Raw genomic sequence first — 13,673 nt, forward strand, 5'->3', positions numbered from 1 at the left:
GGCAAGCAGCGCAACCACAAACCACACACAACAAACCACAAACTCTCTCCCTAAACCTTCCCTTACTAAAAATGGCTGCCATTCCTGTTACTCCTGCTACCAAACCACCGGGCACCCCGGCCCAATCGTACACACTCGCTTTTGCGTTGGTGACGAGTTTGTTTTTCCTCTGGGCATTCGTTCACAACCTGGAACCTATCCTGATTCCACACCTGAAAAAAGCCTGTCAATTAACAGATTTACAATCAGCCTTTATCGACTCAGCCGTATATCTGGGCTATTTTCTGATGGCTATTCCGGCTGGTCTGGTCATGAAGAAATATGGCTATAAGCAGGGTATTCTGATGGGTTTGGCCTTGTACGCTGTTGGCGCGTTGCTGTTCGTACCTGCCGCCAATACCCGTATTTATGGCCTGTTTCTGGGTGCGTTGTTCATCATTGCGTCGGGTTGTGCCTTTCTGGAAACGGCGGCCAATCCATACGTCACGCTTCTTGGCCCACCCGATTCGGCTACTACGCGGCTGAACCTGAGTCAGTCGTTTAACGGGTTGGGGTCGTTTCTGGCTCCACTGATAGGAGGGAAGCTGATTTTGAGTGGCATCGAACATACGCAGAGTGAACTGGCGGCTATGACCCCGGCTCAACTGGATACGTACCTGCAATTTGAAGCCGACTCGGTAAAACTGCCCTACCTCATCATTGCCGGTCTGGTGCTGCTGGTGCTGGTCTTGTTCGTGTTCATTAAACTGCCGAACGTGCATACCCACGTGAGCGAACGTGTCTCTACGTTGCGTACGGCCCTGTCGCACAAGCAACTGGTTGGCGGTATTGGTGCTGAATTTTTCTACGTGGGTACGCAGGTTTGTGTAACGAGTTTCTTTATCCGCTTTGCCAAATTTACCAGCGATATTCCCGAAAAAGCGGCCGCCGAACTGCTTGGTTTTGCTATGCTGGGTTTCCTGATTGGCCGGTTTACAGGTACGTTCCTGATGCGCTATATTGCACCGCACCGACTGCTCACGATTTATGCCGTGATTTGCATGGCGCTGTTGGCGGTGGCGCTGTCATCGCAATCGCAGGTGGCGGTGTGGGCGTTGTTTGCCGTACCATTTTTCCTGTCGATCATGTTCCCGACCATCTTCGCGCTGGGTATCAATAAGCTGAATGAAGACCGTGAACTTGGCTCTTCGCTGCTGGTGATGTCGATCGCTGGTGGCGCGTTCTGCCCGCTTCTGATGGGCTGGATTTCTGACCAAACCAACATCCAAATCGCCTACGTGGTGCCCATGCTCTGCCTGACGGTCATCGCCTGGTACGGCTGGAGAGGACACGTTGTTGAAGAGTAATGTAACGCGGACTTCAGTCCGCATGCTTTAGATCGGCGGACTGAAGTCCGCGTTACGTATATGACCTACGCCCTTGCGCTTGATTTGAAAGATGACCCGGCTCTGATTGCCGAGTATGAACACCACCACGCCAACCCACGGCCCGAGATAGAGGCGAGCATCCGGGAGGCGGGCGTTACGGCCATGAATATCTATCGGTTTGGTAACCGGCTATTCATGATCATGGAAACCGATGAGACGTTTTCCTTCGAGCGTAAAGCCCAAATGGATGCTGATAACCCAGCCGTGCAGGTCTGGGAACAACTCATGTGGGGCTACCAACAACCCATTCCCGGCGCGAAACCCGGCGAAAAATGGGTACTGATGGACCAGATTTATGGTCTGGGTTAAACTTATAAGGTCTTAAGGGCCTTATAGGTTTGAAAATAAATGACAAGTTTACTTGACAATGTGAAAAGTTTGCTTGATACTTGTGCTGTTAAATAAACTTTACACTATATATGCGATCTCACTTGCTTTTACCACATCGATTTCAGCACATTGGCTGGTCGATTCTCATTCCTGCCTTACTGCTTAGCTTTCTCGTCAACGCCTATGGATATTCTATTGACTGGCTAACAATCACAGTTCCTGTACATCCACTAACAGCCGAATACAGGCGGTTTCACACAGACGATCTGAACCTGACCGACACGTTTAGTATCGTAAGTTTAATTACTGGAATGGGCTTTGTTACTTTTTCTCGCGAAGCTGTAGAAGACGAAATGATCGCTCAAATCAGACTTAAATCACTTCAGTGGAGTTTGCTTATCAACTATATCTTGTTGATTATGGCCACCCTACTCGTTTATGGATTCAGTTATTCTTCAGTGTTGGTATATAACCTGTTTACTCCACTGTTGATCTTTATATTACGTTTCCGCTGGTTGATTTACCGGAATAACCAACTAATGGCGGCATGAAGAACAAACTGAAAATAGCGCGGGCCGAGGCAAACCTGTCGCAGGGTGATCTGGCTGAGCGTATAGGAGTCAGTCGGCAAACGATCAACTCTATTGAAACCGGTAGGTACGTTCCCTCGACGGTGCTAGCACTTAAACTGGCCACCGTATTTGCCAAACCGGTGGAGGTGCTATTTAGCCTGGAAGAGACCGATTAGTGCTGTGTTTATGGGACAGTCTAACAAGAAGTTATGGAAAGTAACGTAAAAAGCGACCAGGATTTAGGGGCATTAGTAATGCAGGGTTTTGTAACTGATCACCAAAAAATGCTAAAGCGGGCCAAATTGGAAAACAAGACCCTCATTATCGAGCGCGACGGGAAGCCTGTGCGGGTTAAGGCCCGTGATTTATAGTCGTTGCTCCGTTAGGTCTCAATGATTCCGAATGCGCGCTCGGGGGCTTGGCTTTCCTGTTTTGAGAATTCGGCGGGGGTGAGAGTGGTAAATTCCTTAAAATCACGCGCCATATGCTGGTAATCATGATACCCTACTTCAAGCGCAATGCTCAACCAGTCTTTCCCTGGCTGTGCATTGCTGATCTTCATGGCGTTATCGAAGCGGATAATCCGGCTGTATAGTTTAGGGCTGATACCTAATCGTTCTACAAAGCGTTCGTAGAATTGCCTTGTACTCAAACAGGCCTGACTGGCCAGCCAATCGAGTGAAACGGGAGTTGGATTGGTGAGCATAAACTGACTCACTTTGTCGATTGGCCTGATGCTGTAGCGCGACTGCCTGCTGCTCCGGGTGTCGATTAAGACACGGATGAACAGTTCAACGATAGCGGTCATATCGGTGTAATTGTTGGTGCTGTTCAGCCGCTCATTAACCAAACGAATCTCTGGCCCCCAAAGGGCTTCAGCATCGATAAATTGATTAGTCAACTCCTGAACAGGAAGGCCGGTGAGTCGAAAGAGGGCTCCGGGTTGAAAAACGACCTGAAACAATAAGAATTCCCGCCCAACATGTCGGTTCGTGACGATAGACGGCTGTCCGATCAGTGCTGACCGGGGTTTTTGGAGTGGCGTGTCGTTGCCAACGTACCTGACTGTTTCAGTGTGTCGGGTATAAAAAGCCAAACAGTGTTCTGGCCGGGGCCAATACGGCTTGACCGGCAGAACGACGCTGTCATCGAAAACGAAATGGACAATCTGAAATAGCCTGACGTATTCACGCAGAGCAGGGTTGGGCTGAAAATAGTGAACAAGCATAAACGATCCGTTTTACTCGAGCGACAGTGGCGGGCCTATTACCTTCATGCCATGTGCCCGATGAATGGCTTCACTTTCTTCGACGGTAGGCGGCCCAGTCATCTGGCTCATCAGCGTAAAAAAATCTTCCAGTTTACCGGCAGGCTGAACCGAATATACAAGTTTCCCAGCGTCTGATAACTGAATCCAGGTATGGGGTACGTTACGGGGACTAAATACCGTGTCGCCGGGGCCGGCCAATACAGTTTCATCGCCAACTTGAAAGCGGTAATTTCCTTCGATGATATAGAAGATTTCGTCTTGGTCAAAATGAACGTGTAGCGATGGACCGGTCTTCTCCCTGCCTATGTACTCAAATACCGACAACGCACCGTTGGTGTCCTTCGACGATACTTTGAGGTCGTTGGGATTGACGCCTTTGAAGGGTGTATGCACGCCGAAGCGGGCTTCTCCCGCCTTAACCATAAAGCCTTTTTGGGGCTGGGTACCCGGGGCAGACTGCGTTGTCGGCATAGTTGCTATTGATGAACCAAGAGTAGGGGCCACCATGGCCGTAGCCAGGAATGTTCTTCGTTGCATGTTCGGTTTTGTTTAAGTGCGAGACAAAAATGGGCGATACTACTGGCGGTCTGGTGGTAAAAAACGGCGGTTTTTGGGAAGTGGGAAACAGACTTTTCTGCATAGGTATCCTCATTAGCCGTACGCTATGAATTCGGCCCGGTTATAGCCAGATAGGATAATGTTATGCCAACAAAGCGGCCTGCCCGTTGTTATTTCGCGAGATAAACTTGTAGTTTAGGCAAAAATCCGCTGCCTTTTGACGCACTTTCAATTAAATACCTGTCTGCTTCGCCCCTGGCGTGAGGGTGACGAGGAGCCGTTATCGCGCCATGCCAGTAACCGGAATATCTGGAATTGGGTCCGTGATTTCTTTCCGTATCCCTACAGTATGCGTGATGCCACGGCCTGGGTACGTTCTAATCGAACATTGCAACTACCTAGTAATCTGGCAATTGAGGTAAATGGTGAAGCTGTTGGTAATGTAGGTTATACTGTCCGTGACGACATTTACCGGTTCAACGCCGAGATAGGGTACTGGCTTTCAGAAAAGCATTGGGGTCAGGGTATTATCACCGAAGTATTACCTGTTCTGGTCGATTACATTTTCAAAAATTCGCAGGTCAATCGCATCTATGCCTGTGTGTTAGAAGGTAACGAAGGGTCGATGCGGGTACTGGAGCGAACACAGTTCCGGCACGAAGCCATCCACCGGAAAGCGGCCGTTAAAAACAACCGTTTCTTAGACGAGCATATCTATGCCATATTGCGCGAAGAGTATCAGGCGCGCAAAAACCAACTTTCATAAACGCCCCGTTTGTGGTTTCTTTGCGGACTTATTAGCCCCTTTTGCATGTCGAAAATCATCATTGCCGTAGACGGATATTCGAGCTGCGGGAAGAGCACCACGGCCAAAGCCGTTGCCGCCCGAATGGGTTACGCCTACATCGATACCGGAGCCATGTACCGCGCGGTGAGTTTGTACTTTCATCAGAATCACGTCACCTACACCAATCCGAAGGAGGTGGCCGACGCTCTGGAAAAACTGCACGTATCGTTTAATTTCAACGAGAAAACGAGCCGAAACGAGACATGTCTTAACGGACTCAACGTAGAAGAAGAAATTCGGAAAATGTATATTTCCAATATGGTCAGCGAGGTGAGCACCATCGTGGAAGTACGTCGCGCCATGGTATCGCAACAACAGCGAATGGGCCGTAAACGCGGCGTTGTCATGGATGGCCGCGATATTGGTACCAAGGTTTTTCCGGATGCGGAAGTAAAAGTGTTTATGACCGCCGATACGTTCATCCGGGCCAAACGTCGGCAGGTTGAACTGCTCGAAAAAGGTGAGATGGTGAACCTCGACGAGATTGTGCGTAACCTCGAAAAGCGCGATCATATCGACAGCACCCGCTCCGAAAGTCCGCTTTCGCAAGCCTCCGATGCCGTCTTGCTCGATACCTCATTTATGATGATTGATGAACAGGTAGAATGGGTCATTGAACTCGCCGACCGTCGTATTGCAGAGTTGCATCGGCAGGGACATTTCGGACGGGCTCACTCATGAGCCTGTCGTCGGCCGATGTCCTGATTGTTGGACAGGGCGTTGCGGGTTCAGTGTTGGCCCTGACCCTGCAACAGCGGGGTTTGTCGGTTCATGTTGTTTCGTCGGCCCAACTACCCGCTGCCTCGGCCGTAGCGGCAGGCATTGTAAACCCACTGACGGGTCGTAAGCTGGTAAGAACCTGGGAGGCAGATCGACTTTTTCCGTACCTGCATCGCTTCTATTCCGATGCCGAACATCAACTCGATGCTTCGTTTTTTACGTCGCTCGACGTGTATCGGCCTTATCGCGACGAAAAGGAGCGGAATCTCTATCAGACCATTGCCGCTGACCCTGACCTGCAGCCTTACTTCAGGCACGATGTCGACGAATCGAGTTATTCAACTGTTATCAATAACCCCTTTGGCGGCATTCAGGTGACACAGGCGGGTTGGGTTGATCTGCCTGCTTTTATTACCGCTGTTCGGGCTTATTTTATTGAAAAAGAGAAGTTTAGTCTAGATCAGGTACATACCAAAGAGTTACAGATACAAGCTGACTCGGTAACGTACCTGGGAAAAAAATATCGGTATGTTGTCTTTTGCGAAGGGCCGCATGGTGAGTCTAACCCGCTCTTTCAGACATTGCCTTACAATGTGGTGAAAGGCGAAATTCTGACTGCCGAAGTTGCCAACTATCCCTTGACGAACATTGTCAATCAGGGTATTTTCGTGATGCCCCTGTCACCGACGCGCATTCGGATTGGGGCTACCTATTCGTGGCACGAACTAGATTGGAAAACAACCGACGTGGGGCGGTCGTTCTTAGAGACGAAGGCCCGTGCACTGCTCACCATTCCGTTTACCGTGATTGATCAGCAGGCGGGTATTCGGCCTTCGACCAACGATCGGCGGCCGTTTGTGGGCTGGCATCAAACGTATCCGGCTGTTGGTATATTTGGTGGAATGGGGACGAAAGGAGTGTCGTTGGCGCCGTATTTGGCCCATGATTTCGCTGATCATATGTTATTGGGTAAAGAAATCAATCCGGCCGTGAATATTAGCCGTTTTCATTCGTTATAAAGTGCAGTTTGTCTGACTTGTTTTTTACTCGGGATGCTTATGCGTCAGCTATATATCTTTTCATTATTGTGCCTGGTTGCAGGTACGTCGGCTTGGGGGCAGAATTATCCGTCGCTCGAACAGTTTGGTAAAAACCGGATCCAATATCGAACGTTCGAGTGGAAAACGGTGCGGACTTCGAACTTCGAGATTTACTTCTATGAAGACGGTGAGCAACTGGCTAATCTGGCCGCGCAGTATGCCGAATCTGATTTCGATCGGATTACCGAACTGCTTGGCTACACGCCTTACAATCGCATTAAGATCTTTCTGTACAATTCACCGCAGGAGCTTGCCCAAAGTAACATTGGCGTAACTACCCTCGGTGAGATGACTCGCCGTGAACTCGACCTGTCGAAGTCGCGGGTAGAGCTGGCGTTCTCGGGCGATCAGGTCAGTTTCCGTAAAGAGTTACTGCGTAATGTTACAATGCTGTTCGTGTACGATATGCTGTACGGCGGTAGTTTGAAAGATGCGTTACAAAGTTCGTTGCTACTGACACTACCCAACTGGTTTATGCCGGGTATGGCCTCGTATGTAGCCGAAGGGTGGAGTCCTGAACTTGACGACTACATGCGCGATGCCTCTATCAATGATCCGGTACGTAAACCGTCTACGCTGTCGGGAATGGATGCGGAACGGGTAGGGCAGTCGATCTGGAATTACATTGGTCAGAAATATGGTCGTGATAACATTTCGAATATTCTGAATCTGACTCGTATTATTCGGGATGAGCAGAAAAGCATTCAGAGCACCCTGGGTATTTCGTACAACCGATTCCTACGCGATTGGCGCGAGTATTATACCGTGCAGGCATCGCCGTTTGCCGGCGCATTCAAAACCAACCCGGATGATTTCCGAATTAAGCTGTCTGGTTCTAAAACGCCCGTTCAGTTAAATAGTCTGAAATTAAGCCCGGATAAGTCACTGCTTGCTTACACAACCGTTCGTGACGGGAAGTATAGTGTAGAGGTAGTGAACACAACTACTCAAAAAAGGTACAGTCTCATGTCGGGAGGGTACCGGCTCGACGGGCTAACGTATAAACCGAACATGCCGTTGGTAGCCTGGCAACGCGATAACCGCCTGGTTATTTTGCTGGAAGAAAAAGGCAGACCGTTCCTATATATATATAGCGATCTGGATGCGTCGTTGAAAAAACGACCCAAGCGCGTACTCAGTCAGGGAATTAGTGGGTTGGCGCAGGTAACCAGTATGGATGCTTCGACCGATGGAGGTAGTCTAGTTTTAAGTGCCGTTCGGAGAGGTCAGAACGACCTGTTCCTGTATAGCCTGAATCGGAACAATTATCAGCAGTTGACCAACGATTTGTACGACGATCTTAATCCACGATTTGTGGGGCGGTCGGGTCGGCAGATTGTGTTTTCCTCGAATCGCCGGTTAGACACGTTGAACGCAGACAAGGGGACGTACAAATCGATACGTGATCAGTTCAGTATTTTTACCATTGAAGGTACAGCTCGTGTGTCATCTGCTCGCCGATTAACCGATTCTACGTATCAGGCACTGGCGCCCATTGGTGCCAATGAGAATACTCTGTTCTATGTGAGCGAGCAAACAGGTATTCGCAATGTATACAAGCGGCTTATCGACGAGCAATCGGAAACGGCAGTAACGGCATTACCCAGTGGAATTTTGCAATACGACTATCTGCCCGCCAACGGAGGATTTGTTTACAGCAGCATTCAGGAAGGCTCAGTATACATTGGTTTCCGGTCGCAACTAGCCAACGCCGTAGCGGCCTTACCCACTACGCAGCGGGCCATAGCTATGAGCCCTCGCCTTGTTGCCAAGCCAACCCCAAAGCCCGCACCCGCTCGTGACAGTACAACGATGGTTCGTGATACAGTTGCTAGAACGACACCAGTCAATTCGGTTACGGTAGCCCCTCCTAAGCGTATGGTACTGGCTCCGGGCGAGGTAGACACAGACCAGTATGAGTTTGATGCCGACGTTTTGAAGGCGGCCGAATATCGGCAGCGCCGGGCCGCTTCTACGGCTGCCCAAGCTACCGTTCCTGGTTTGAACGCACCTTTGCCACGGAATCGTCGCCGGGAAAACGTAACTGTTCGCGGCCCGTTTGAATACCAGGGATTGTTCGTCATGAATGATGCGAGTTCGGCCTGGCGCATAGACCCGATCCGTGGATTTGGGTACGTTCAGAACATAGCCTTAAATGACTTGCTTGAAAATCATATCGTAAAAGGGGGCCTGTTTATTACGACCAATCTGAAGAATAGTGATTTATGGACTGAGTACCAGAACCTGAAACACCGGGTTGATTATGGCGTTCGGGTCGATCGCCAGACCCTGTTTCTGGATGCGGGCGAGTTTAGTCAGCGTTTCCGATACAATAAAGTCGCCTTAACGGCCGCTTACCCAATCTCGGTAAATACTCGGTTCTCAGTATCGCCTTTCTACGCTTTAACCCGTCAGATCGACTTGTCGTTTCAAGGGCAGGGGCAACCCGATGCCGTATCCGATTATGCCGGTGCGCGGGCTGAAGTGGTGTTCGATAATACAAAGGTCAGCGGCATGAACATGATCGAGGGCACCCGTTTTAAGGTTCGGTATGATAATTATACCGGGTTGCGCGGTGTAAATGAATCGTTTAACCGACTCTCGGCCGACATTCGGCATTACCAGCATATTCATCGTGATCTGGTGTTGGCCCTGCGTTTATCGTACGGTCAGTCGGGGGGAGCAGCTCCGAAACAAAGTGCAGTAGGAGGGATGGAAAACTGGATAAACACTCAGCGAGAAGAAACCGCTACTAACCCGCTCTACATTACTGAGGTACGTAATAATATCAGAGACTTGTTCTTTCTGGATTTTGCGGCGCCGCTCCGTGGTTTCCGGCAGGGCAAGCTGGTTGGCAACAGCCACTTGCTGTTCAATGCTGAATTACGTTTTCCATTGATTCGTTACCTGTACAGAGGCAATATCACATCGAACTTCCTGCGTAATCTTCAGCTTGTTGGTTTCACCGATATTGGTACTGCCTGGAATGGAACAAGTGGCCCATTTAGCCGGGAGAACAGCTTGAACACGGAGCGTTTTGGTGGCCCGCCAACTCCATTTCGTGTAACGATAACTAATTTTCAAAACCCTTTCCTGATTGGTTATGGTGCCGGCGTACGGACGATGTTGCTGGGTTATTACGTGAAGTTTGACTATGCCTGGGGAATCGAAAACAAGACCGTTAATAGCCCTACTGCGTACCTGACATTAGGGTATGACTTCTAATTTTTGCGACACATTGTAGTGAAAAGAAACCCGCTTAGGCGGGTTTTTTTTGTGTCTATATGGGGAGATGCTTAAGTGCTATTGCTTAGTGGAGCCTTTATTTGGCATAGTTTTCGCTAACTGTCCTGCAACTCTTTTCTATCTGAATATACAGAGGTGTCGGTACGGTTGGTGTACGAAAATGGTAGTTCGTAAACACGAATAGCTAGTGACTTGCCCGTAACATTGGGTATACGTGTATTTGCCCGATACCCGGCCGCCTTTGGCATAGTTTTAGATGAAAATAGAGCGAACCATAGCCTTCTTTCTGGTCTGCACTGTGTTCGTGACTTTCGCACGGGCATCAGGTCCGAACTGAGCGTATATCTGTTGGCTAACGGACCCCATTAAACGCTTCTAATTCCATCGCAGATGAACGTAACATCTACATTGAAAAAAGTCCTCAATCAGGTTGATTCAGCATCGATATTGACTCTGGACAAACGTGCTCAGCCCGCTTTCGGCGGTCGGTTACTTTGTTTCCTGGAGCGGTTGATCCTTCAATTTGGGTACATGCTGGGAGCGTGGAGCTTTGCGTCACGGTTTCTGGAGCTTGAGGTTGCTCAAAAGCCGGTTTGTTTTTCGGGACAACCATTAACCGGTAATCGTCTGGAAAGGCCACCCCGATGGGCAGAACCACCTGATCAACGATCCAGATACTTTCCATTTGGCAATCTATCCAGCTTACAAATTTCCCCGCATGCAATGAATGATATCTTTCTACAAAACCAGTCTCTGCGCCGAATAAGCTCCTTTTGGACTTATTTTGTCGCGTTTCTGCATAAGCACATAGGGCCTCCTTCTTCTGGTAGCTCATCAATGCTGTTGCGAGCCTTCGTAGCGGTGTTTATGCTATTGGGTCTGGCATCAGGCGCTTTTGCACAAGCGCCGACGGTTAATCTCAAACTCGAGAAGTCGATCAGTAATGCTTCACCCGCGTTGGGTGATTTGGTTACTTATACGGTAGCTGTTACAAACACCGGGTCGGCAACTGCTACCAGTGTGATTGTAAGTGAATCTATCACGGCAGGCTTGTCTACCTATCTGTCATCGACAGCCTCAATTGGAACGTTCAGTTTTGATGCGGTTGGTTCTACAGGAAGCTGGACTGTTGGTACGGTGAACCCCGGCCAAACCGTTACACTCCTTATTACTACCCGTGTGGAAGGAGAAGGTGTTTCATTCAACGCGGCAGAAATTGCTTCGATGGATGGCACTGATGCTAACTCTACTCCCGGCAATGGTTCGCTGGTAGAAGATGACTATGACAACGCCTGTTTCTCTGTACCACTAACCTGGTATGAAGGCGACGAGTACACCGTTGATAAGCCAGCCAACTTTAGTGCGGTTACCTGGCTGGTGAATGGTAACCCAATTACAGGAGCAACTACTGAAGCAAGTGTTGATGCATCCGGTAACCTTGTCATCAAGGCGCCCGGTATATTTTCGTTTTCAGGAAAACTCAATGGTTGTGATGTAAGTAACTGTTGTAATATTCTGGTTAACCCAGGTGCGACGGCAGGTTTGGGCGATTTTGTATTTGAAGACAAAAATGCCGACGGTATTCAGGACGCGGGCGATGTGCCGATTCCTGGTGCAACGGTAACACTCTTCCTTAATGGTTCGGCCATTGCTACAACAACGACCGATGCTTCGGGCGCATACTCGTTTACAGGTCTGACCCCCGGTACGTCGCTTAGTTACAGTGTAGGCTTTACTGCTCCGGCTGGCTTCACCACAACAACGCCACTGTCAGGAACTGATCGGTCGAAAGATTCCGATGCTGACCCCTTAACAGGCAGAAGTCTATCCGTGACTTTGACGGCTGGAGAGTTTAATCCTACTCTCGATGCTGGCTATATTAAACCAGCCTCATTGGGAGATTACGTATTTAATGACACGAATCGGAACGGTATTCAGGATGCAGGTGACAGCCCAATTCCGGGTGTGACGGTGACGCTGTATCAGAATGGTTCAGCTGTGGCTACCACAACAACGAACTCTACGGGCTTCTACTCCTTCACGGGTCTGACCCCAGGTACGTCGAATAGTTATGTAGTAGGATTTGGCAAGCCTTCGGGCTTTGAGTCTACTTCGGCTAACATAGGAGATGATACGCTGGATTCTGACGCTGACCCGATTACAGGTCGTAGCCAGAGTGTGACTTTAGCCTCTGGTGAGAACAACCCAACGATTGATGCTGGTTTCTATCAGCCAACGGCGGGTCTGGGCGACTATGTATTTGAAGATAAGAATGCCAACGGTATTCAGGATGCGGGTGACGTAGCCATTCCAGGCGTAGTTGTTACCCTGTATACAAATTCTTCGGCTATTGCCACTACGACCACGGATGTAAACGGTGCTTACTCGTTCACGGGTCTGACCCCAGGCACACCATATGTGGTTGGTTTCGGTAAGCCAGCTGGTTTTGAGCCGACAGCGTTAGGCGTAGGTAGCGATGATGCTGTTGATTCGGATGCCGATCTGGTAACTGGATTGACGGGTACTTATTCGTTAACGGCCAATGAGTTCAACCCTACGGTTGACGCTGGTTTCTTCCGTCCTGCCTCACTGGGCGACTATGTGTTTAACGACACCAATCGGAACGGTATTCAGGATGCGGGTGACAGCCCGATTCCGGGTGTGACAGTAACGCTCTACCAGAACGGTTCGGCTGTAGCTACCACAACGACGAACTCTACAGGCTTCTACTCGTTCACGGGTCTGACGCCAGGTACGTCAAACAGCTACGTGGTAGGCTTCACAGCTCCATCAGGCTTCTCGACTACAACGCCGTTGTCAGGTACGGATAAGTCACTGGACTCTGACGCTGACCCGATTACAGGTCGTAGCCAGAGTGTGACTTTAGCCTCTGGTGAGAACAACCCAACGATCGATGCTGGTTTCTACCAGCCAACGGCGGGTCTGGGCGACTATGTATTTGAAGATAAGAATGCCAACGGTATTCAGGATGCGGGCGACAGCCCAATTCAAGGGGTGACGGTAACGCTGTATACCAACAGCTCGGCTATCGCTACCACTACTACGGATGTTAACGGTGCTTACTCGTTCACGGGTCTGACGCCGGGCACACCATACGTGGTCGGCTTCGGTAAGCCAGCCGGTTTCGAGCCAACGCTGGTAGGTGTCGGCAACGATGCTCTTGATTCAGACGCTGACCGGACTACTGGTTTGACGGGTGTGTATTCGCTGACGGCTGACGAGTTCAACCCCACGGTTGACGCTGGTTTCTTCCGTCCTGCTTCGCTGGGTGACTATGTGTTTAACGACACCAATCGCAACGGTACGCAGGATGCGGGTGACAGCCCAATTCAAGGGGTGACGGTAACGCTGTATCAGAACGGTTCGGCCATCGCCACGACTACTACGGACGTAAACGGTGCCTACTCATTCACGGGTCTGACCCCAGGTGCGTCGAATAGCTACGTAGTGGGCTTCACGGCTCCATCAGGCTTCTCGACTACAACGCCGTTGTCAGGTACGGATAAGTCACTGGACTCTGACGCTGACCCGATTACAGGTCGTAGCCAGAGTGTGACTTTAGCCTCTGGTGAGAACAACCCA

At 49.9% G+C, this 13,673-nt stretch carries 13 protein-coding genes; 10 read left to right on the plus strand and 3 right to left on the minus strand.

Annotated features, from left to right (window positions below; genetic code table 11):
- Positions 1–71 precede the first annotated feature (71 nt).
- From fucP to ACAW87_RS02790, 5 genes are all read left to right on the plus strand, one after another.
- The gene (gene fucP / locus ACAW87_RS02770; protein ID WP_370721616.1) at positions 72–1,346 is read left to right on the plus strand and encodes an L-fucose:H+ symporter permease; all 1,275 of its coding nucleotides are present in this window, start codon (positions 72–74) and stop codon (positions 1,344–1,346) included.
- A gap of 60 nt (positions 1,347–1,406) precedes the next feature.
- On the plus strand, positions 1,407–1,736 hold the full coding sequence (locus ACAW87_RS02775) for an L-rhamnose mutarotase (protein ID WP_370721617.1): 330 nt from the start codon (positions 1,407–1,409) through the stop codon (positions 1,734–1,736).
- A 110-nt stretch (positions 1,737–1,846) separates the two neighbouring features.
- A complete protein-coding gene (locus ACAW87_RS02780; protein WP_370721618.1) occupies positions 1,847–2,308 on the plus strand; it encodes a hypothetical protein in 462 nt (153 codons plus the stop codon).
- Positions 2,305–2,505 carry a helix-turn-helix transcriptional regulator gene (locus ACAW87_RS02785; RefSeq protein WP_370721619.1) on the plus strand — a complete coding sequence of 67 codons (201 nt, stop codon included), beginning with the start codon at positions 2,305–2,307 and terminating at the stop codon, positions 2,503–2,505. Before ACAW87_RS02780 ends, ACAW87_RS02785 begins: the two co-directional genes overlap by 4 nt.
- 33 nt (positions 2,506–2,538) lie before the next feature.
- A complete protein-coding gene (locus ACAW87_RS02790) occupies positions 2,539–2,700 on the plus strand; it encodes a hypothetical protein (RefSeq protein ID WP_370721620.1) in 162 nt (53 codons plus the stop codon).
- A gap of 11 nt (positions 2,701–2,711) precedes the next feature.
- Here the strand turns inward: ACAW87_RS02790 and ACAW87_RS02795 are convergent, their stop codons facing one another.
- Together ACAW87_RS02795 and ACAW87_RS02800 are read right to left on the minus strand one after the other, a co-directional pair.
- Positions 2,712–3,557, minus strand: coding sequence for a helix-turn-helix domain-containing protein (locus ACAW87_RS02795; protein WP_370721621.1), 846 nt, complete (start codon positions 3,555–3,557; stop codon positions 2,712–2,714).
- Positions 3,558–3,569: 12 nt separating this feature from the next.
- Positions 3,570–4,136 (minus strand): cupin domain-containing protein, encoded by a 567-nt coding sequence (locus ACAW87_RS02800; protein WP_370721622.1) that lies wholly within the window; start codon positions 4,134–4,136, stop codon positions 3,570–3,572.
- A gap of 238 nt (positions 4,137–4,374) precedes the next feature.
- Between ACAW87_RS02800 and ACAW87_RS02805 the strand changes: the two genes are divergently transcribed.
- The 4 genes from ACAW87_RS02805 to ACAW87_RS02820 are packed head-to-tail and all read left to right on the plus strand — an operon-like array spanning position 4,375 to position 10,049.
- Positions 4,375–4,923: a GNAT family N-acetyltransferase gene (locus tag ACAW87_RS02805; RefSeq protein WP_370721623.1), complete on the plus strand. Its 549-nt coding sequence runs from the start codon at positions 4,375–4,377 to the stop codon at positions 4,921–4,923.
- 45 nt (positions 4,924–4,968) lie between these two features.
- A complete protein-coding gene (cmk, locus tag ACAW87_RS02810; protein WP_370721624.1) occupies positions 4,969–5,685 on the plus strand; it encodes a (d)CMP kinase in 717 nt (238 codons plus the stop codon).
- Positions 5,682–6,743: an NAD(P)/FAD-dependent oxidoreductase gene (locus ACAW87_RS02815; protein WP_370721625.1), complete on the plus strand. Its 1,062-nt coding sequence runs from the start codon at positions 5,682–5,684 to the stop codon at positions 6,741–6,743. The genes cmk and ACAW87_RS02815 overlap by 4 nt, the downstream gene beginning before the upstream one ends.
- A gap of 39 nt (positions 6,744–6,782) precedes the next feature.
- On the plus strand, positions 6,783–10,049 hold the full coding sequence (locus tag ACAW87_RS02820; protein WP_370721626.1) for a hypothetical protein: 3,267 nt from the start codon (positions 6,783–6,785) through the stop codon (positions 10,047–10,049).
- Between the two features lie 442 nt (positions 10,050–10,491).
- On the opposite strand, the gene ACAW87_RS02825 is transcribed toward ACAW87_RS02820, so the two are convergent.
- Complete coding sequence (locus ACAW87_RS02825; protein ID WP_370721627.1) at positions 10,492–10,905, minus strand: hypothetical protein; 414 nt, start codon at positions 10,903–10,905, stop codon at positions 10,492–10,494.
- 2 nt (positions 10,906–10,907) lie between these two features.
- On the opposite strand from ACAW87_RS02825, the gene ACAW87_RS02830 reads away from it, so the two are divergent.
- On the plus strand, positions 10,908–13,673 hold a 2,766-nt coding region (locus ACAW87_RS02830), incomplete at its 3' end, for an SdrD B-like domain-containing protein (RefSeq protein WP_370721628.1).

The organism is Fibrella aquatica (assembly GCF_041321135.1).
GTDB lineage: Bacteria > Bacteroidota > Bacteroidia > Cytophagales > Spirosomataceae > Fibrella > Fibrella aquatica.

Coding starts and splice junctions, on each gene's coding strand:
- fucP (WP_370721616.1), top strand. CDS start 72: ATGGCTGCCATTCCTGTTACTCCTGCTACCAAACCACCGGGCACCCCG.
- ACAW87_RS02775 (WP_370721617.1), top strand. CDS start 1,407: ATGACCTACGCCCTTGCGCTTGATTTGAAAGATGACCCGGCTCTGATT.
- ACAW87_RS02780 (WP_370721618.1), top strand. CDS start 1,847: ATGCGATCTCACTTGCTTTTACCACATCGATTTCAGCACATTGGCTGG.
- ACAW87_RS02785 (WP_370721619.1), top strand. CDS start 2,305: ATGAAGAACAAACTGAAAATAGCGCGGGCCGAGGCAAACCTGTCGCAG.
- ACAW87_RS02790 (WP_370721620.1), top strand. CDS start 2,539: ATGGAAAGTAACGTAAAAAGCGACCAGGATTTAGGGGCATTAGTAATG.
- ACAW87_RS02795 (WP_370721621.1), bottom strand. CDS start 3,557: ATGCTTGTTCACTATTTTCAGCCCAACCCTGCTCTGCGTGAATACGTC.
- ACAW87_RS02800 (WP_370721622.1), bottom strand. CDS start 4,136: ATGCAACGAAGAACATTCCTGGCTACGGCCATGGTGGCCCCTACTCTT.
- cmk (WP_370721624.1), top strand. CDS start 4,969: ATGTCGAAAATCATCATTGCCGTAGACGGATATTCGAGCTGCGGGAAG.
- ACAW87_RS02815 (WP_370721625.1), top strand. CDS start 5,682: ATGAGCCTGTCGTCGGCCGATGTCCTGATTGTTGGACAGGGCGTTGCG.
- ACAW87_RS02820 (WP_370721626.1), top strand. CDS start 6,783: ATGCGTCAGCTATATATCTTTTCATTATTGTGCCTGGTTGCAGGTACG.
- ACAW87_RS02825 (WP_370721627.1), bottom strand. CDS start 10,905: ATGAGCTACCAGAAGAAGGAGGCCCTATGTGCTTATGCAGAAACGCGA.